The sequence below is a fragment of the Flavobacterium shii genome (assembly GCF_025847235.1).
In the GTDB taxonomy this organism is placed as follows: domain Bacteria; phylum Bacteroidota; class Bacteroidia; order Flavobacteriales; family Flavobacteriaceae; genus Flavobacterium; species Flavobacterium shii.
On record NZ_JAOZEW010000018.1, the window covers coordinates 118,440 to 135,589 of the forward strand.

Sequence of the window (17,150 nt, forward strand, 5' to 3'; positions counted from 1 at the left end):
ATGAGTAAAAAATATAAAATGGTGATTGTAGACGACCATCCTATTGTAATTTCAGGAATTTCGGGATTGTTGTCTGATTTAGATACTGTCGAAATTGTTGAGAAAATGCAATCTGGAGTCACGCTATTGGATTACATCATAAATAATAAAGTAGATTTAATTTTAATGGACATCTTTCTGCCTGTTATGACCGGCATTGATTTATGTAAAAAGATTAAGCAAAAATATCCGCAGATTATAATTATTGGTATGAGTAGTCAATCTGAAAGAAGTCTGGTCATGCAGTTTATCCAAAACGGAGGAAATGGCTATATCCTTAAAAGTGCTTCTTTTGAAGAGTTTAAACGTTGCATTTATAAAGCTATCTATGGTGAAATTGTATTTAGTGATGAAGTAAAAACAATTATTAGTCAACCATTATCCGAAGATTTAGAACAAGTTCCAAGTCTTAGTCGCCGAGAAAAAGATATTGCAGTATTACTCTCTAAAGGAAAATCGACTCAGGAAATTGCCGATGAATTATTTTTAAGTTTTTTGACTGTGCAAACCCATAGACGAAATATTCTGCAAAAATATAAAATGAAAAATGTTGCCGAATTAATGACGCATCTTCTTAAAAACAACCTTTTAAACTAAACAAAGTTTAAAATGACAAAATGACATTTTTTTAATTTGGTTCAGAAATTGCTATTTATCTAGTAACTTTAAATAATAAACTAAAAAACAAAAGATATGGGAATGAGTTATTTAATTCTTGCTGGAGCGATTATGTTATTTAGCTGGTTAGTTAGTTCAAGACTAAAGAGTAAATTCGAACAATATTCGAAATTGCAATTACAAAACGGAATGAGTGGTGCTGAGATTGCCGAAAAAATGCTTGCCGATAATGGTATCCGTGATGTTAGAGTAATTTCGACTCCTGGTCAGCTAACAGACCACTATAATCCAGTAGATAAAACAGTAAATTTAAGTGAGGCCGTTTACAACCAACGTAATGCGGCTGCGGCTGCCGTTGCAGCGCACGAATGTGGACACGCTGTACAACATGCCGTAGGATACCAATGGTTAACAATGCGTTCTAAATTGGTACCAATCGTAAGTGTTGCTTCAACTTATATGCAATGGATTTTGCTTGCAGGTATCCTAATGCTTCGTAGCTTTCCGCAATTATTACTAATTGGGATTATCATTTTTGCAGCAACAACAATATTTTCGATTGTGACTTTGCCTGTAGAATATGATGCTAGTAACCGTGCTCTTGCTTGGCTAGAAAACAAAAGAATGCTTACGCAACAAGAACAAGCTGGTGCAAAAGATGCTTTAAAATGGGCCGCAAGAACATATGTAGTAGCCGCCATTGGTTCGATTGCTACTTTATTATATTATGTCTCAATTTATATGGGAGGAAGAAGAAATTAATTAGTTCTAAGATTCTATCCCGAAGCTTCGGGACTAAGGTTCTATAAAAAAATCCGTTTTGTAAAAAACGGATTTTTTTATTTATCTGATTTCGGTTTTTATAATCCTGCAAGGTTTCTAAAACCTTGTTAGTATCTTAATCAATGCAAAATACCTAACAGGTTTTAAAAACCTGTTAGGATAACAACTAAATTAATCCTGCAAGGTTCCTTTTAGCTTTGTAGGATTTGTACATTTTCTAATTATCTCATTGACACACTATCTCATTATCTAATTTACTCTCAATTCTAGCCCTGATAGTAGCGGCATCCTTTATGTTTTTTCTTTAAAAACATAAAGATATAGCGTCCCGAAGTTTCGGGAGCGGGAAATAGCTCCTTACTTCGCAACTCCTTATGGCAATTACAAACATTTCGATTATATTTGCATTTCGATTGAAAGACAATTTTTAATATCAATTCTAAAATTAAAATGAGACACACAAAAGTTAAAGACTTATTAAACAGTACTACGACGCTTCAGGAGGTTAATGCAAAAGGATGGGTAAGAACTTTTAGAAATAATCAGTTCATCGCTCTTAATGACGGTTCTACCATTAATAATATACAATGTGTTGTTGATTTTGAAAATACACCAGATGAAACTTTAAAGAGAATTACTACTGGTGCTGCGGTTTCGGTTACTGGAACTTTGATTGAGAGTAAAGGTGCTGGTCAGAAATATGAAATTCAGGTAAACAAATTGGAGATTTTAGGAGATTCTGATGCAGAAAAATTCCCGATACAACCAAAAAACAAACCTAGTTTGGATTTCTTGCGTGAAAATGCGCATTTACGTGTACGTACGAATATGTTTGGTGCAATTATGCGTGTGCGTTCAGTTTTATCGTATGCTGTTCATAGTTATTTTCAACAAAAGGGTTTTGTATATGTAAATACGCCAATTATTACTGGTTCTGATGCTGAAGGTGCTGGAGAAATGTTTAAAGTTACGGCTTTACCTTTTGACAATACGCCAAGAACAGAAGATGGGAAAGTAAACTATAAAGAAGATTTCTTCGAAAAAGAAACAAACTTAACGGTTTCGGGACAATTAGAAGGAGAAACTTACGCAATGGCATTGGGTCAGATTTATACTTTTGGACCAACTTTTAGAGCAGAGAATTCTAATACTTCTCGTCACCTTGCAGAATTTTGGATGATTGAACCAGAAGTTGCTTTCAATGATCTTGATGACAATATGGATTTGGCTGAAGATTTTATCCAATATGTAATCAAATATGCTTTGGATAATTGTCAGGATGATTTGAAATTCTTGGAAGGAAGACTTTTAGACGAAGAAAAATCAAAACCTCAAGCAGACAGAAGCGAAATGGCTTTGTTAGAGAAATTGAATTTCGTTTTGGAGAATAACTTCAAACGTGTTTCTTACACTGAAGCTATTGATATCTTAAGAGATTCAACTCCTAATAAAAAGAAAAAATTTCAATATATCATCAACGAATGGGGAGCTGATTTACAATCGGAACACGAGCGTTATTTGGTGGAAAAACATTTTAAATGTCCAGTAATTTTGTTTGATTACCCAGCAAATATTAAAGCGTTTTACATGCGTTTGAATGACAATACAGAACCAGGAAGAGAAACAGTTCGTGCAATGGATATCCTTTTCCCTGGAATTGGAGAAATTGTAGGAGGTTCTGAAAGAGAAGAGCGTTACGACGTTTTAATCGAAAAAATGAAAGCTTTAGAGATTGACGAAGAAGAATTATCTTGGTATTTAGACACCAGAAGATTTGGATCTGCAACTCACGCTGGTTTCGGACTTGGATTTGAAAGATTAGTTCTTTTTGTAACAGGAATGACAAACATTAGAGACGTAATTCCTTTTCCTAGAACTCCTGGAAATGCAGAGTTTTAGTCTAAGACTCTAAGTTACTGAGGCACTAAGGTTCTAAGTTTTTAAAATATTAAATAAAAAAATAATCAACACGAATTTAATTCGTCAACATAAGATACTTAGCGCCTCAGTGCCTTAATATCTTAGCAACTTTTTATATGCTAAAGCAATTTTTAAATTTAAAATTATCTCAGAAATTATCTCCTCAGCAAATTCAGTTGATGAAGTTAATTCAATTGCCTACGCAAGCTTTTGAACAACGTTTATTAGAAGAAATGAACGAAAATCCGGCTCTAGAAGCTGGAAAAGAAGAGGAATACGAAGCGGATGAGTTTGCTAATGAAGAATATGATGATTATGATGATGCAGAATCTGACAGAATTGAAGCCGATGATATTAACATCGACGAATACTTAAGCGACGACGATACTCCGGATTATAAAACTCAAGCTAATAATTATAGTGATGATGATCAGGAACGTGAAACTCCGTTTGCATCGCCAGTTAGTTTTCATCAGGACTTAATTAATCAGTTAAATACTTTTATCTTAAATGATGAAGAGCGCGAAATTGCCGAATTTCTTGTAGGAAGTATCGATGATATGGGATACATACGAAGAAGTATTCCCGATATTGTAGATGATATGGCATTTACACAAGGTATTTATACGGATGAGGCAACAGTCGAAAAAATGCTTCATGTAATTCATGAACTAGAACCTTCGGGCGTTGGTGCACGGGATTTACAGGAATGTTTATTACTACAATTAAAACATAGAACTCCAACAGAATATGTAGAATTAGCAATTGATATTATCGAAAACCAATTTGACGCTTTTACTAAAAAGCACTACGATAAACTGTTACAAAAATACAATGTTTCGAATGAGCAACTTAAAAAAGCTGTTCACGAAATAGAAAAGTTAAATCCTAAACCAGGTGGTGCATTTACAGGAAACAATAAAGTTACCGAGAATGTGGTTCCTGATTTTGCCATACGTATTATAGACGGTGAGCTTGAATTGACCTTAAACGGAAGAAATGCTCCTTCGCTGCATGTTTCTAAAGATTACCAGGAAATGATGCAAACGTATAAGGATTCCAGAGATAAATCGACAGCACAAAAAGATGCCGTACAATTTATAAAACAAAAACTGGATTCGGCTAAATGGTTTATCGATGCTATACGCCAGCGTCAGGAAACTTTATTTGTAACCATGGATGCGATTATGCATTATCAGGAAGAATACTTCCTGGATGGTGATGAAACCAAACTAAAACCGATGATTCTTAAAGATATCGCCGATATGGTTGGGTTGGATATTTCGACAATTTCACGTGTTGCAAACAGTAAATATGTAGAAACTCCTTATGGAACAAAACTGATAAAAGAATTCTTCTCGGAAGCGATGAAAAATGATCAGGGTGAAGATGTTTCGACTTTGGAAATCAAGAAAATTTTACAAAATACAATCGAAGAAGAAGATAAAAAGAAACCACTTCCAGATGATCAACTTGCAGAAATCCTGAAAGAAAAAGGATATCCTATTGCTCGAAGAACTATTGCAAAATATCGTGAGCAACTTGATATTCCTGTAGCAAGAATGCGTAAAAAAATGTAATTGTTTTTTACTATTCATTTTACCACTAAGGAATTAAAAGAATTTAAGCATTGACTCTTTATGAGTTATATATAAAAAGAAACCCGACAACTATATAATTGTCGGGTTTCTTTTTATGCTCTAATTCTGTTATTTGTACTGTTCAGGTATAATTTTAATCTTAAATAAAAACTCATTCTTTTTATCGTTATAACTATAAATCAGAGTGAAATTATTATCTCTAAAATCCTTAAGTCCCGGATTTGCTTTGGCAGTGCTTAGCAAACTTTCCTCAATGTTCTTGCTTAATGCGCCAACATCTGTAGTTTCTTTGTCATTATTTACCAAGGTTAAATTGTATTGAGCAACTTTTTCCTGAATTAAACTAACACTGTCTAAACGAATTCCTTCCTGAATCGTTAAAGGACAATTTTTATTATACTTCGTAACTAATTCTGTCATATGTTTATCGACAGCAGATGGTCCTTTAAAAAAATAATACTGAATTAAATTTGCAGAAATTGCCAGAATCGCCACAACTACAACAGCTATTATTACTTGCGTAATTACTTTTCTTTTCTTGCTTTTTTCCTGCATTATTATTTTGTTTAGTTATTGTTCTAAAAAGATATAAAAAAAATCTATTTCTCCTGATTCTTTTTCATGGCATTATAATAAGCAGCACGACTTAACGGCTCATATTCTTCGGTTTCCCCCAACATGACTAATTTATCATTATCGGTCTTACGGAAACTATAATTTGCCAAATTCCCTGTTCTTGTACAAACTGCATGTACTTTGGTTACATATTCAGCTGTTGCCATAAGTCCCGGCATAGGACCAAATGGATTTCCTTTAAAATCCATATCCAATCCTGCAACAATTACGCGAATTCCCTGATTAGCGAGATCATTACATACGGTAATAATTTCGTCATCAAAAAACTGTGCTTCATCAATCCCTACAACATCACAACCTTGTGCCAAAATTGCAATATTAGCCGCAGCAGGAACTGGTGTTGAGCGAATTTCGTTGGCATCATGAGACACAACCATTTCGTCATGATAACGGGTATCAATAGCGGGTTTAAAAATTTCGACCTTCTGTTTGGCAAATTGAGCTCTTTTTAATCTGCGAATTAACTCTTCGGTTTTACCCGAAAACATTGACCCACAAATAACTTCAATCCAACCAAATTGTTCTTTGTGATTTACTGTATTTTCGAGAAACATTTTGTATTTTTCTGCCTTTAAAGATGAATAGTTTTTATTACTTTGTACTGGTAATAAATCAACATAAAAATTCGATACTTTTACGTTTTTCAAAAGTAGAAAATTTTTATCAAATCGAAGATTCAAGAGCGTTTATTTAAAGAAATAAAAAGAATATTGCGCAATGTTTCCTTCATTTTTTGATTTTATCAAAAAGAAAACACATTTATAAATACGCCTAACTCATTATAATTTTTAAACGTCATGAAAAAAAAATTGGAAGCCGATTTAATCAGCATTGCACATCGAATTTTAAAACTTAAGAACAAGTCCGATATCAATCAATTATATCTTGAAACGCAGAAATTATATGAAAAGCTGGCTGTTTTAAAGTTTATTGATGAGAATTTTGAAGATGCGAAGCCCACTATTGGACGCCGAGAGATAGATTCTACGATTGAAACTTCATTTAAAAAAGAGGAAGTAATTCAACCTGAAAAAGCTCTTGCAATCGAAGAACCAATTGTAAAAGCAGCAATCATTGTAAATGAAGTTGTAGAAACTCCAGCTGAAGAAATTCCTGAGCCAATAGCTGAAATAGAAAGTAAACCCGAAGAGGTTTCTGAGCCTATTATAGAAATTCCTGAACCAGAAATTGAACCAACTGAGCCAAATGAACCAGAAGTTGAAGAAATAAAAGCAGAAGAACCTGTTAAAGAGGAAAAAGTTGAAGAAGTAGCAGAAACTCCAATTCCAGATTTCATTCCTTCATTTGAACTAAAAGAAGAGGCTAAAGATGAAACTCCAGAGAAATCGGATGTTGTTCATATTTCGTTCGAAGATTTAATGGGAATCGATTATAGCAATGCACAATTTGTAAAAGTAGATAGCTTTGAAGCAGTTTCGCCTACTCCAACTCCGCCTGCTCCAACTGAATTGAAAGAAAAGAAAAAAGAAGTTGCTGCAACAGCAGTTCTTGAAGAACCAAAACCAGTTTCTTTAAACGAAAAACTTTCAAAAGGATTTCATGTTGATCTTAACGACCGTATCGCATTCACAAAACATCTTTTCGGAAACAGTCCCGAAGATTACAATCGTGTTTTAAATCAATTAATCACATTTGATAGTTTTAGCGAAGCCAATGAATTCCTTGAAAGCATGGTAAAACCAGATTACAACAACTGGGAAGGAAAAGACGAATATGCAGAGCGTTTCGTAGGTATTATTGAGAAGAAATTTTCATAAACAGATTTTTACCAATTTATTTTCGTGAAATTTTTAGCACTTTAAGCATTCGTGCTAATTCTTGACCCGAGCGAAAGCGAACAGACGAAGTAAATCTGTGTTTAAATATTAAAACTTATTATGTCTAAATTATATATTGTTCCCACGCCTATTGGCAACCTAGAAGACATGACTTTTCGAGCCATTCGCATTCTAAAAGAAGTAGATTTAATTTTAGCCGAAGATACTCGTACAAGTGGTAAACTCTTAAAACATTTTGAGATTGGCACGCATATGTACAGCCATCATATGCATAACGAACACAAAACTACCGAGAATTTAATCTCAAGATTAAAAGCCGGAGAAACCATCGCCTTGATTTCGGATGCGGGAACTCCTGCGATATCCGATCCTGGTTTCTTACTTACGCGTGCATGTGTCGAAAATAAAATCGAAGTAGAATGTTTGCCTGGTGCAACTGCTTTTGTCCCTGCATTAGTAAATAGCGGATTACCAAACGATAAGTTTGTTTTTGAAGGTTTCCTTCCTGACAAAAAAGGAAGACAAACCCGTTATTTAGTTCTTGCCGAAGAAACCCGAACCATGATTTTATATGTTTCTCCTCATAAACTAGTAAAAACACTTGCTGAATTTATCACTTATTTTGGCGAAGACAGACAAATTTGTGTATGCAGAGAATTATCAAAATTGCACGAAGAAAATGTTCGTGGAACTGCCCAAGAAGTATTAGCACATTTTGAAAAAACAGCACCACGCGGAGAAATTGTTGTGGTTGTTGCTGGAAAAACAATAATAAAAGAGCCTAAGAAAAGTAAATTTTCTAAGGATGAGGCAGAAGAAGAAGATTAACACGATGTTGGTTCAAATACCATTTTGTCAGTTCGAGCGGAGTCGAGATGCAGCAATTAGTTCTCGACTCCGCTCGAACTGACAATTAAGATCATTTTAAAGATATTAATAAAACATAATATGAGCATTCAAGCCTTTTTAGAAAAACTAAAACAAACTCCAAACGAAATAACATTCCCGGAAACTATTGCAGTAATTGAGGAAAACTACAACTTTACTCCAACTGCTTTCCAGAACGGAACTCAACACAATGCTGCTGGCGAAAACTCAGGTTCTTGTAAATTATTTGCTTTCGCGAAATTGCAGAACCTATCGCAAGAAGAAACTTTAGCTTGTTTTGGTGCTTATTATTTCGAAGAAGTTTTAGGAGGTCCAAACGGAACCAATCACCAAAACATACGTAATTTCATAAACACTGGTTGGGATGGAATTCAGTTTGAAGGTGAAGCTTTGGAATTAAAGTAAAAAATTAAATATTCCCTTTTCTCAGGTTGAGCGGAGTCGAAACCACTCTCGTATAACAAAGAATCTCGACTCCGCTCGATTTGACAAAGTTAAAAATAAATGTTCTTTTCCACAGATTAAACGATTTTCGATTTCTAAAAATCTAAAATCTACACTCTAAAATCAAAAATAAAAATGCGTTGGACATTAAAACCAAAACCTTCTGAAGATAAAATCAGCCATTTAGCACAATCCTTAAATGTAGAAGATTTTGTAGCAACACTTTTAATCCAACGCGGCATCGAAACTTTTGAAGATGCTAAGAATTTCTTTCGTCCGTCGTTAGAACATCTTCATGATCCGTATCTGATGAAAGATATGGACAAAGCCGTTTCCCGAATAGAGGAAGCAATTGCTAATCAGGAAAATATTCTTGTTTTTGGCGATTATGATGTCGATGGTACAACGGCCGTTTCCTTAGTTTCTTCTTACTTAAAATCATATTACCCGAATGTAGCAACTTATATTCCGGATCGTTATGCCGAAGGTTATGGAGTTTCTTTTAAAGGAATTGACTTTGCCGACGATAATGGATTCTCCCTAATTATCGCGCTGGATTGTGGTATAAAATCTATCGATCATGTAGCTTACGCCAAAGAACGAAATATCGATTTTATCATTTGTGACCACCACCGTCCTGGAGAATTTCTTCCCGATGCTGTTGCCGTTTTAGACCCAAAAAGAGAAGATTGTTTTTATCCTTATGATGAATTATGTGGTTGTGGTGTAGGCTTTAAATTAATTCAGGCTTTAGGAACAAATCGCAATGAAACCATTGATGATTTATTTCCTTACTTAGATTTGGTTGCAACTGCAATTGCGGCAGATATTGTACCCATGACGGGCGAAAACAGAGTTTTGGCTTATTACGGCTTACAAGTTATTAATAGCAATCCAAGACCTGGAATTAAGGCTTTGGTTCACCAAGTAAAGAAAAAAGTCCTCGACATTACCGATGTTGTTTTTATCATAGCCCCAAGAATTAATGCCGCCGGTCGTATTAAGCACGGTAATCATGCTGTGGAATTATTAACAGAATTCGACTTTGAGCAAGCACAACAATTTGCATCAGAAATAGAAAAATACAATGCCGACCGTAAAGATCTCGACAAACAAATTACCAAAGAAGCTTTTCAGCAAATAGAAAAAAACCAAGAGCAAGAACGCTTTTCTACTGTTGTTTTTCAAGAAGACTGGCACAAAGGCGTTATTGGTATTGTAGCTTCGAGATTAATAGAAACTTACTATCGACCTACGCTTGTTTTTACAAAAAGCGGTGACAAATATGCTGCTTCTGCCCGTTCTGTAAAAGGCTTTGATGTTTATAACGCTCTCGATGCCTGTTCTTCCCATTTGGAACAATTTGGAGGACATATGTACGCAGCTGGAATGACTTTAAAGGAAGAAAATTATCCTGCTTTTAAAGAAGCTTTTGAAAAACAAGTAGAAAAAACTATTCTCCCAGAAATGCTAACTCCAGAAATTGAAGTTGATGCCGAGATTAATTTTACAGATATTACTCCAAAGCTCGTTAGAATTCTAAAACAATTTGAACCTTTTGGTCCTCTAAACATGACTCCGGTTTTTATGACCAAAAACGTAAAAGATACTGGCCATGCTAAAACCTTGGGTGCAGACGAAGAACATTTAAGACTTTTTGTTAAACAAAATAATTCGGAAGGAATTGCCGCAATAGGTTTTGGGCTAGGTAAGAAAATAGATATCACAAAAAATCAAAATACATTTCAGCTAACTTATTGTTTATCCGAAAATGAATGGAATGGAAACATTTCAACCCAACTTATGCTAAAAGATATTAGAGCAAATGAAAACTAAAACAAACAAAACCGATCCTTACCAAGCGTTACGCTACAGAGAATTCAATGTGTTTTTATTATTGCGTTTTGCTATGGTTTTTGCCTGGTCAATGCAATTTATCGTTATCGAATGGGAAGTTTACAGTTTAACCAAAAATCCACTTTCTTTAGGATTAATTGGCTTAATGGAAGTAATTCCTGCCGTTTCGATGGCATTATTTGCCGGACACATGGTCGATCAACGAGAGAAAAAAGGGTTATTAGTAAAATGTATTCTTGGATTTTCTGTAATCAGTTTTGGATTATTTTTATTGACGTGGCCAAAAGTTGTGGGCGGATGGTCTACAGATGCAATTCTATATTCGATTTACTTTTTGGTTTTTCTAGGCGGATTGGTTCGTGCTTTCTTGGGACCAACTATCTTTTCACTTTTATCTTTAATTGTACCTAAAAAAGCATATCCAAATGCTGCAACCTGGAGTAGTTCGGTTTGGCAAATAGGCGCAGTTTTAGGACCGGCTATTGCAGGATTTTCAATTAACTTTATTGGTGTTCATTGGTCGATGTGTTCCGTTTTTGGGTGTTCGCTTTTTGCTTTAATAGCATTATCACAAATTAGCAAGAAACCTATTCTAAACCCTAAAATTGGCGAACCAGTAATGGAAAGCCTAAAAGAAGGATTAAAATTTGTATTCAATAATAAAACCATTTTAGGAGTACTTTCTCTTGATATGGTTGCTGTTCTTTTTGGTGGAGCAGTTGCTTTATTACCAGTTTTTGCCCAGGATATTTTAAAAGTTGGTCCAGAAGGTTTTGGAGTACTAAGAGCCGCTCCGGCTGTTGGAGCCTTTATTACTATGCTTGTATCCGCTTACGTTCCTTTATACAAAAAAGCAGGAATGAAACTTTTAGGAGCCATTTTTGTCTTCGGATTATCTATCATTCTATTCGGGGTTTCAACTATTTTCTGGGTTTCCGTGGTAGCATTATTCCTGAGTGGTCTTGCCGATGGAATTTCGGTAGTAATTCGTCAAACAATTTTACAACTTAAGACTCCTGATCATATGCGTGGTCGCGTAGCTGCTGTAAATTCAATGTTTGTAGGTTCTTCAAACGAATTAGGTGCTTTTGAAAGTGGTTTAACAGCCAAATTAATGGGAACTGTCGTTTCTGTAGTTTTTGGCGGAAGCATGACATTATTAACTGTTTTAGGTTTTGGAATAAAATCACCAACGTTTAGAAATCTGGACTTGCAAAAAGACATGGAAGATCATCAAAATATGAACTAACAAATGAAAATAACATTCTTATTCTCGCTTCTTTTCCTAACATTCTTCGTTAACGGTCAGACACTATATATAAAAGCTTACGGAAACAAAACTGATACTCCGATTATATTCATCCATGGTGGACCAAGTGGTAATGCAACACTTTTTGAAGGTACTAATACTGCCGAAGAGCTCTCGAAAAGAGGATTCTATGTAATTGCTTATGATCGTAGAGGCGAAGGAAGATCTACCGACCCCAATGCAACATTTACTTATAATGAAGCTTTCAACGATTTAAATGCAATTATTAAAACATACAATCTAAAAAAAGCAACACTACTTTCTCATAGTTTTGGAGGTTTGGTTGCCACACTTTATGCCGAAAAATATCCTCAGCATATTAATGCACTAGTTCTTGCTGGTGCTTTGTTTTCTCAACAAGAAACATACAATCATATTCTGGATTCAGTCAGAAAAATATACGTCAAAAAGAATGATTCAGTTATGCTTGATAAAGTTTCTCAGGTAGAAAAACTTAATAAAAATTCTGCCGAATATAGAAAAGAATGCTTTGAACTGGCTGGAGAAAACAATTTCTTTAAAATACCAAAACCTACAACTGAATCTAAAGCTTTATATCATCAATATGAAATAAGTGATTTTTACAAAACGAATATTCGAAATAAAAATGCTCCTTTGTTATTTTATAAAAATGAAAAGCAAAACAATATCGACACAAAACCTATTCTACAGCAATTAAAAAAGAAAGGAATGCCTATTTATGCCATATATGGAAAGCAAGACGGTATTTTTTCTGTTTCGGAAATCGATGCATTAAAGAATATTGTAGGAAAACAAAATTTCGTATCTATCGAAAACTGTTCGCATTACCTATTTGTAGACCAGCAAAAAGATTTTCTAGACAGCATTGATAAATGGCTTAAATAAATCAAGCAATTTTTAAATCATTTAGCTCTGTTATATAAAACCATATAAGTGCTATAAGTTCATCTAGCTTTACGCAAATAAGTTTCGCCTTATATTTACTTATATGATCCATTTTTCATCGATCCATAAAGCAATTATTAAAAATATTGATCAAAACTAACCTAATTTTAGGCTATTTATTTCGTTAACAAAAATTAACCTATTTTATGATTTTTTTATTTAGAATTAATATAAATAATAATTATATTTGTTTCTATAATTGAAGAACATGAGAGAAATAGAACAAATATATCATAACGACTTCGGAATTGCCTTTTATTGGAAAAACCATAATGAAACACTTTTTGATAAAATACAATTGGTATTTAAAGAAACCGGTTTTTGTTTTTCAATATCCGAATTAAAAGATTTTGATGATCTAATTGAAGATAGCATGATTGCAAATGAATGTTGTGACGAGTGTGCTTTAAAAAATAAATGCCATAAGTTTTTATTAAAAACTCCTTGCTCTCAAATAGATTTAGCAGTTTCTATGGATGAATTAAAAGCTATTGAAGATTTGGTAAAAGGATCATTATTTAAAATCACATTAGAAGAATATGTTTACGGAGTTGGCATGAATTAAGTCATATTCTTATCTTTTTAACACCTACAATTCATAATTTAAATATATTTTGATTTTACACAAAAAAAAGTATATTTACAATAATGAAAAATACAGGTGCGCATTTTATTCTTTTACTTCTTACGGTCTTTTTTTCAAGCTGTGCTAATAAATCCGATGAATATATAGATCCACGCGGAACCGATTATGCAGGATCCGAAAGCTGCATTCAATGCCATCAGGCAACTTATCAGATGGCTTTAAAAAGTGCACACTATAAAGCAACTGCTCCTGGCACTAGAGAAAACATCTTGGGCGATTTTGACTCTGCCAAACATATCTTTATTTATGATGCCGATACTAAGCTGGTGATGGAAAAGCGCAACGATAGCTTATATCAGGTGCTTTACAAAAATGGAAAAGAAGTTGAAGCACATCGATTTGACATTATTTTTGGAATCAAACATGCACAAACTGCCGCTTATTGGGACAGCAATTATCCCTACGAATTACCAATATCCTATTACAAATCAATTAATAATTGGGCAACAAGCCCCGGATTTTCAGAAAAAGAAGCTTCATTTAGCCGAAAAATAGGAAAGGAATGTTTCGCTTGCCATAGTTCAAACATTGGCAGTCGATTTATTACTACAAATTCCGACAGTATCAATTTTCTATCGATGGATGTTGAAGATTTCATGAATGAAAAAACATTGGTTTATGGCATTGATTGTGAGCGCTGTCATGGTCCAGCCAAAAAACACGTAAATTATCATTTGAAATTCCCTAATGTCAAAACTGCCTATGCTATGGTTTTATACGATACTTTAAAAAGACAACAAAAACTAGATGCTTGCGCCCTTTGTCATTCTGGGAACGACAAACTAAAAGTAAAGTCCCGATTTGAGTTTAGACCAGGTGATAATCTTTTGGACTATTTTAGAGGTGTTCCAAAATCAAACGATACAACAAATTATGATGTACATGGAAATCAGTTTCTACTATTATCTCAGAGTAAATGCTTTACAAAAAGTGAGGCCATAGATTGCATGACTTGTCATAATCCACATGAAAATGCGGCTAAAAGTATGGCTTCCTATTCCAAAATATGTATGAGCTGTCATAGCATTGTGAAACATAACTCCGCAACAACAAAATCAATTTCGGATAATTTACTAAAAAACAATTGCATCGAATGTCATATGCCAAAGCAACCTTCTAAATCTATTAAATTCCAGCAATCAGGTCACCAAACTATTTCAAATTATAGTTTGAGAACTCATAGAATAGCTACTTATCCGATTAGGACGAAATAATTATTTCTCGAATTTCTTAAGTTCAAAAGTCTCACCGTCAAAAACTCCGTAGGTAAAATACCCGATCCAATCACCAAGGTTTACATAGTTCGAATCCTCTCCAACCGAAATAATCATTGGTAAATGACGATGACCAAAAACAAAGTAATTATAGTGTTTCGTTTCTAGTTTTCGTTTAGCATATAATACCAACCACTCGTTTTCTTCGCCTAAGAACTTTACATCCTCATCGCCAGAAATAAGCTTATTTTTTACTGATAAATATTGTGCCAATTTCACTCCAACATCAGGATGAAGCCAACGAAAAATCCATTTTGAAAATGGGTTTGTAAAGACTTTTTTCATTCTTTTATACCCTTTATCTCCAGGTCCTTTTCCGTCACCGTGACCAATTAAAAAAGTTTTATCCCCAAAAGTAAATTCTTTATTATCGTGATAAACGGGAATATTAAGTTCCGTTTCAAAATAATCATCCATCCACAAATCATGATTCCCCACAAAGAAATATACAGGGATTCCGCTATCTCGAATTTCTGCCAGTTTACCCAGAACACGAATAAATCCTTTTGGGACAACAGTTTTATATTCGAACCAAAAATCAAATAAATCACCTAATAAAAAAATTGCTTCTGCATCTTTTTTTACCTCATCAAGCCATGCTACAAATTTTTGTTCGCGCGGAAAACTTAACTCGGGTGTTGGTGCTCCAAAATGTTGATCGGAAGCAAAATAAACTTTTTTATTGTTGGGTAATTGCATGAAAATAGATTTCGATTACAAATTATCACTTGCATACCATTCAGCAAATGATGATTCAGTTTCTTGAAGTTTTAAAGAGAAAAGAGAAATATTTTTTGGTAATCTTTTGATTATTCTTTCAGAAAAATCAACAACCATATTTTCACTTGTTGGCTGATAATCAACCAAAATCACATGATGCCCACGATTTTTTAGTTCATTTGCCAATTCTATATGTGGTGTAGTTTCATTAAAAACTGTAGCGTGATCAAACTGATCTACGATTTCTTCTTTTACAATTTTTTTTAGATCCGAAAAATCAATCACCATTCCATACTTTACATTATCACGGTCAGTAATTGGAGAACCAATAACTGTTACAGACAGTTTATAACTATGCCCGTGGACATTTTTACATTTTCCGTCGTAACCATAAAGTGCATGTCCGGTTTCGAAACTAAATTGTTTTGTAATTCTGATATTACTCATCGAGTTGTATTTTAGATTGCAAATTTACAAAATTAAAAACCGTTTTTATCTCTTTTTTTGGCTCTGTTATACATCCAATAGGCAATTCCGACCAAAACTATGAAGGGAATAAAAGAACCTATAAGTACACCTAATTGATAACTACTATCTGGAGCCGTTTTTATTTTCTCGGCAACATCAACTTGTTGAAGGAATAAAACAATACTCATATTTATTATTTTTTAAATTGTAATAAGGCATTTTTGGTAAAATCCGATAAAACCAATTTTCCCGAAATCTGAGCTCGTTCATAAAGTAACGAACTCCAATGATCTGTACCTTCCCAAATTACTTTTTTCATTTCTGCTAATGCTTCCGGATTATAACTAGCCAACCTTGATGTAAAATGAGATAATTCCTCATCCAATTGCTCTATATTTTCCAGCACTTTTGCATAAAGACCTTTTTGATTTGCCCAAGCTGCCGATTTCCATTCATGAGCCGCAAGCGTCATTTCGGCCATCGCTGTTTTTCCAATTTTTTTAGAAACTACAGGTTCTATTACAAATGGACCAATTCCTATAGCTAGTTCAGAGAGTTTTACGGCGCTATCCTGTATTGCAAAAGCATAATCACATGCCGCAGCAATACCAACTCCCCCTCCTACTGCTTTACCCTGAATACGTCCTACGATTAATTTAGAGCAATTGCGCATAGCATTGATAAGATTTGCAAATCCAGAGAAAAATTCGGTTCCTTGCTCTTCATTCGTAACTGCAAGAAAATCATCAAAAGAACCTCCAGCACAAAAAACACCACTTCCCTTGCTTTTTAAAATGATAACCGTAACAGCATCATTTTTACTCAAATTATCTATTTCAACAGTTAATTTATGAAGTAATGTTCCAGGAAAAGAATTGCTAGCAGGATGACCAAACTCAACCGTTGCTATATTATTTTGGATAATAGTATGAAGTGAACCATTTAGAATTTCTGAACTCATATTCTTATTTTTATTGTAAAGTTACGGTTTTGACAACTATTTTCATTCGATACGATTTGAAATTTGTTTTTTGAGAATTAATTGACTTTATTTGCAATCACTTTGGGGGATTAGCTCATTTGGCTAGAGTGCTTGCCTGGCAGGCAAGAGGTGATCGGTTCGAATCCGATATTCTCCACAATACAAAATAACAAACCCTTGTAAATTAGTTTTTACAAGGGTTTTCTTTTTTCTTGTCTACATATTTACAAAGCTATCGC

18 protein-coding genes and 1 tRNA gene are annotated in these 17,150 nt (G+C 34.1%); 13 read left to right on the forward strand and 6 right to left on the reverse strand.

What is annotated here, in order from left to right; translation table 11 throughout:
• The 4 genes from OIU83_RS16805 (at position 1) to rpoN (ending at position 4,940) form a co-directional block, all read left to right on the forward strand.
• Complete coding sequence (locus OIU83_RS16805; protein WP_264207419.1) at positions 1-636, forward strand: response regulator transcription factor; 636 nt, start codon at positions 1-3, stop codon at positions 634-636.
• A gap of 96 nt (positions 637-732) precedes the next feature.
• The gene (locus OIU83_RS16810; protein WP_264207420.1) at positions 733-1,419 is read left to right on the forward strand and encodes a zinc metallopeptidase; all 687 of its coding nucleotides are present in this window, start codon (positions 733-735) and stop codon (positions 1,417-1,419) included.
• Between the two features lie 471 nt (positions 1,420-1,890).
• Positions 1,891-3,339 (forward strand): asparagine--tRNA ligase, encoded by a 1,449-nt coding sequence (gene asnS / locus OIU83_RS16815; RefSeq protein ID WP_264207421.1) that lies wholly within the window; start codon positions 1,891-1,893, stop codon positions 3,337-3,339.
• A gap of 137 nt (positions 3,340-3,476) precedes the next feature.
• Positions 3,477-4,940: an RNA polymerase factor sigma-54 gene (gene rpoN, locus OIU83_RS16820; protein WP_264207422.1), complete on the forward strand. Its 1,464-nt coding sequence runs from the start codon at positions 3,477-3,479 to the stop codon at positions 4,938-4,940.
• A gap of 129 nt (positions 4,941-5,069) precedes the next feature.
• On the opposite strand, the gene OIU83_RS16825 is transcribed toward rpoN, so the two are convergent.
• Positions 5,070-5,516 (reverse strand): hypothetical protein, encoded by a 447-nt coding sequence (locus OIU83_RS16825; RefSeq protein WP_264207423.1) that lies wholly within the window; start codon positions 5,514-5,516, stop codon positions 5,070-5,072.
• 44 nt (positions 5,517-5,560) lie between these two features.
• Positions 5,561-6,151, reverse strand: a complete 591-nt coding sequence (locus tag OIU83_RS16830; protein ID WP_264207438.1) for a thymidine kinase — start codon at positions 6,149-6,151, stop codon at positions 5,561-5,563.
• A gap of 243 nt (positions 6,152-6,394) precedes the next feature.
• Between OIU83_RS16830 and OIU83_RS16835 the strand changes: the two genes are divergently transcribed.
• The 8 genes from OIU83_RS16835 to OIU83_RS16870 all read left to right on the forward strand — a co-directional run bounded on the left by OIU83_RS16835 (position 6,395) and on the right by OIU83_RS16870 (position 14,681).
• The gene (locus OIU83_RS16835) at positions 6,395-7,375 is read left to right on the forward strand and encodes a hypothetical protein (RefSeq protein WP_264207424.1); all 981 of its coding nucleotides are present in this window, start codon (positions 6,395-6,397) and stop codon (positions 7,373-7,375) included.
• Positions 7,376-7,495: 120 nt separating this feature from the next.
• Positions 7,496-8,224: a 16S rRNA (cytidine(1402)-2'-O)-methyltransferase gene (gene rsmI, locus OIU83_RS16840; protein ID WP_264207425.1), complete on the forward strand. Its 729-nt coding sequence runs from the start codon at positions 7,496-7,498 to the stop codon at positions 8,222-8,224.
• A 120-nt stretch (positions 8,225-8,344) separates the two neighbouring features.
• A complete protein-coding gene (locus OIU83_RS16845) occupies positions 8,345-8,689 on the forward strand; it encodes a HopJ type III effector protein (RefSeq protein ID WP_264207426.1) in 345 nt (114 codons plus the stop codon).
• Between the two features lie 174 nt (positions 8,690-8,863).
• A complete protein-coding gene (recJ, locus tag OIU83_RS16850) occupies positions 8,864-10,564 on the forward strand; it encodes a single-stranded-DNA-specific exonuclease RecJ (protein WP_264207427.1) in 1,701 nt (566 codons plus the stop codon).
• Positions 10,554-11,834, forward strand: coding sequence for an MFS transporter (locus OIU83_RS16855; RefSeq protein WP_264207428.1), 1,281 nt, complete (start codon positions 10,554-10,556; stop codon positions 11,832-11,834). Before recJ ends, OIU83_RS16855 begins: the two co-directional genes overlap by 11 nt.
• Before the next feature lie 3 nt (positions 11,835-11,837).
• Entirely contained in the window at positions 11,838-12,761 is a 924-nt protein-coding gene (locus tag OIU83_RS16860; protein WP_264207429.1) for an alpha/beta fold hydrolase, read from the forward strand.
• A 268-nt stretch (positions 12,762-13,029) separates the two neighbouring features.
• Positions 13,030-13,386, forward strand: a complete 357-nt coding sequence (locus OIU83_RS16865; protein WP_264207430.1) for a hypothetical protein — start codon at positions 13,030-13,032, stop codon at positions 13,384-13,386.
• A gap of 83 nt (positions 13,387-13,469) precedes the next feature.
• On the forward strand, positions 13,470-14,681 hold the full coding sequence (locus OIU83_RS16870; protein ID WP_264207431.1) for a cytochrome c3 family protein: 1,212 nt from the start codon (positions 13,470-13,472) through the stop codon (positions 14,679-14,681).
• On the opposite strand, the gene OIU83_RS16875 is transcribed toward OIU83_RS16870, so the two are convergent.
• From OIU83_RS16875 to OIU83_RS16890, 4 genes are read right to left on the reverse strand one after another with little or no spacing between them, the layout of a single operon-like run.
• On the reverse strand, positions 14,682-15,440 hold the full coding sequence (locus OIU83_RS16875; protein WP_264207432.1) for a UDP-2,3-diacylglucosamine diphosphatase: 759 nt from the start codon (positions 15,438-15,440) through the stop codon (positions 14,682-14,684).
• A gap of 15 nt (positions 15,441-15,455) precedes the next feature.
• Positions 15,456-15,908 (reverse strand): 6-pyruvoyl trahydropterin synthase family protein, encoded by a 453-nt coding sequence (locus OIU83_RS16880; protein ID WP_264207433.1) that lies wholly within the window; start codon positions 15,906-15,908, stop codon positions 15,456-15,458.
• 32 nt (positions 15,909-15,940) lie between these two features.
• The gene (locus tag OIU83_RS16885) at positions 15,941-16,117 is read right to left on the reverse strand and encodes a hypothetical protein (RefSeq protein WP_264207434.1); all 177 of its coding nucleotides are present in this window, start codon (positions 16,115-16,117) and stop codon (positions 15,941-15,943) included.
• A gap of 5 nt (positions 16,118-16,122) precedes the next feature.
• Positions 16,123-16,890, reverse strand: a complete 768-nt coding sequence (locus tag OIU83_RS16890) for an enoyl-CoA hydratase/isomerase family protein (RefSeq protein WP_264207435.1) — start codon at positions 16,888-16,890, stop codon at positions 16,123-16,125.
• Between the two features lie 104 nt (positions 16,891-16,994).
• Between OIU83_RS16890 and OIU83_RS16895 the strand changes: the two genes are divergently transcribed.
• Positions 16,995-17,068 (forward strand) — tRNA-Ala (locus tag OIU83_RS16895).
• Positions 17,069-17,150 lie beyond the last annotated feature (82 nt).

Coding starts and splice junctions, on each gene's coding strand:
- OIU83_RS16805 (WP_264207419.1), top strand. CDS start 1: ATGAGTAAAAAATATAAAATGGTGATTGTAGACGACCATCCTATTGTA.
- OIU83_RS16810 (WP_264207420.1), top strand. CDS start 733: ATGGGAATGAGTTATTTAATTCTTGCTGGAGCGATTATGTTATTTAGC.
- asnS (WP_264207421.1), top strand. CDS start 1,891: ATGAGACACACAAAAGTTAAAGACTTATTAAACAGTACTACGACGCTT.
- rpoN (WP_264207422.1), top strand. CDS start 3,477: ATGCTAAAGCAATTTTTAAATTTAAAATTATCTCAGAAATTATCTCCT.
- OIU83_RS16825 (WP_264207423.1), bottom strand. CDS start 5,516: ATGCAGGAAAAAAGCAAGAAAAGAAAAGTAATTACGCAAGTAATAATA.
- OIU83_RS16830 (WP_264207438.1), bottom strand. CDS start 6,151: ATGTTTCTCGAAAATACAGTAAATCACAAAGAACAATTTGGTTGGATT.
- OIU83_RS16835 (WP_264207424.1), top strand. CDS start 6,395: ATGAAAAAAAAATTGGAAGCCGATTTAATCAGCATTGCACATCGAATT.
- rsmI (WP_264207425.1), top strand. CDS start 7,496: ATGTCTAAATTATATATTGTTCCCACGCCTATTGGCAACCTAGAAGAC.
- OIU83_RS16845 (WP_264207426.1), top strand. CDS start 8,345: ATGAGCATTCAAGCCTTTTTAGAAAAACTAAAACAAACTCCAAACGAA.
- recJ (WP_264207427.1), top strand. CDS start 8,864: ATGCGTTGGACATTAAAACCAAAACCTTCTGAAGATAAAATCAGCCAT.
- OIU83_RS16855 (WP_264207428.1), top strand. CDS start 10,554: ATGAAAACTAAAACAAACAAAACCGATCCTTACCAAGCGTTACGCTAC.
- OIU83_RS16860 (WP_264207429.1), top strand. CDS start 11,838: ATGAAAATAACATTCTTATTCTCGCTTCTTTTCCTAACATTCTTCGTT.
- OIU83_RS16865 (WP_264207430.1), top strand. CDS start 13,030: ATGAGAGAAATAGAACAAATATATCATAACGACTTCGGAATTGCCTTT.
- OIU83_RS16870 (WP_264207431.1), top strand. CDS start 13,470: ATGAAAAATACAGGTGCGCATTTTATTCTTTTACTTCTTACGGTCTTT.
- OIU83_RS16875 (WP_264207432.1), bottom strand. CDS start 15,440: ATGCAATTACCCAACAATAAAAAAGTTTATTTTGCTTCCGATCAACAT.
- OIU83_RS16880 (WP_264207433.1), bottom strand. CDS start 15,908: ATGAGTAATATCAGAATTACAAAACAATTTAGTTTCGAAACCGGACAT.
- OIU83_RS16885 (WP_264207434.1), bottom strand. CDS start 16,117: ATGAGTATTGTTTTATTCCTTCAACAAGTTGATGTTGCCGAGAAAATA.
- OIU83_RS16890 (WP_264207435.1), bottom strand. CDS start 16,890: ATGAGTTCAGAAATTCTAAATGGTTCACTTCATACTATTATCCAAAAT.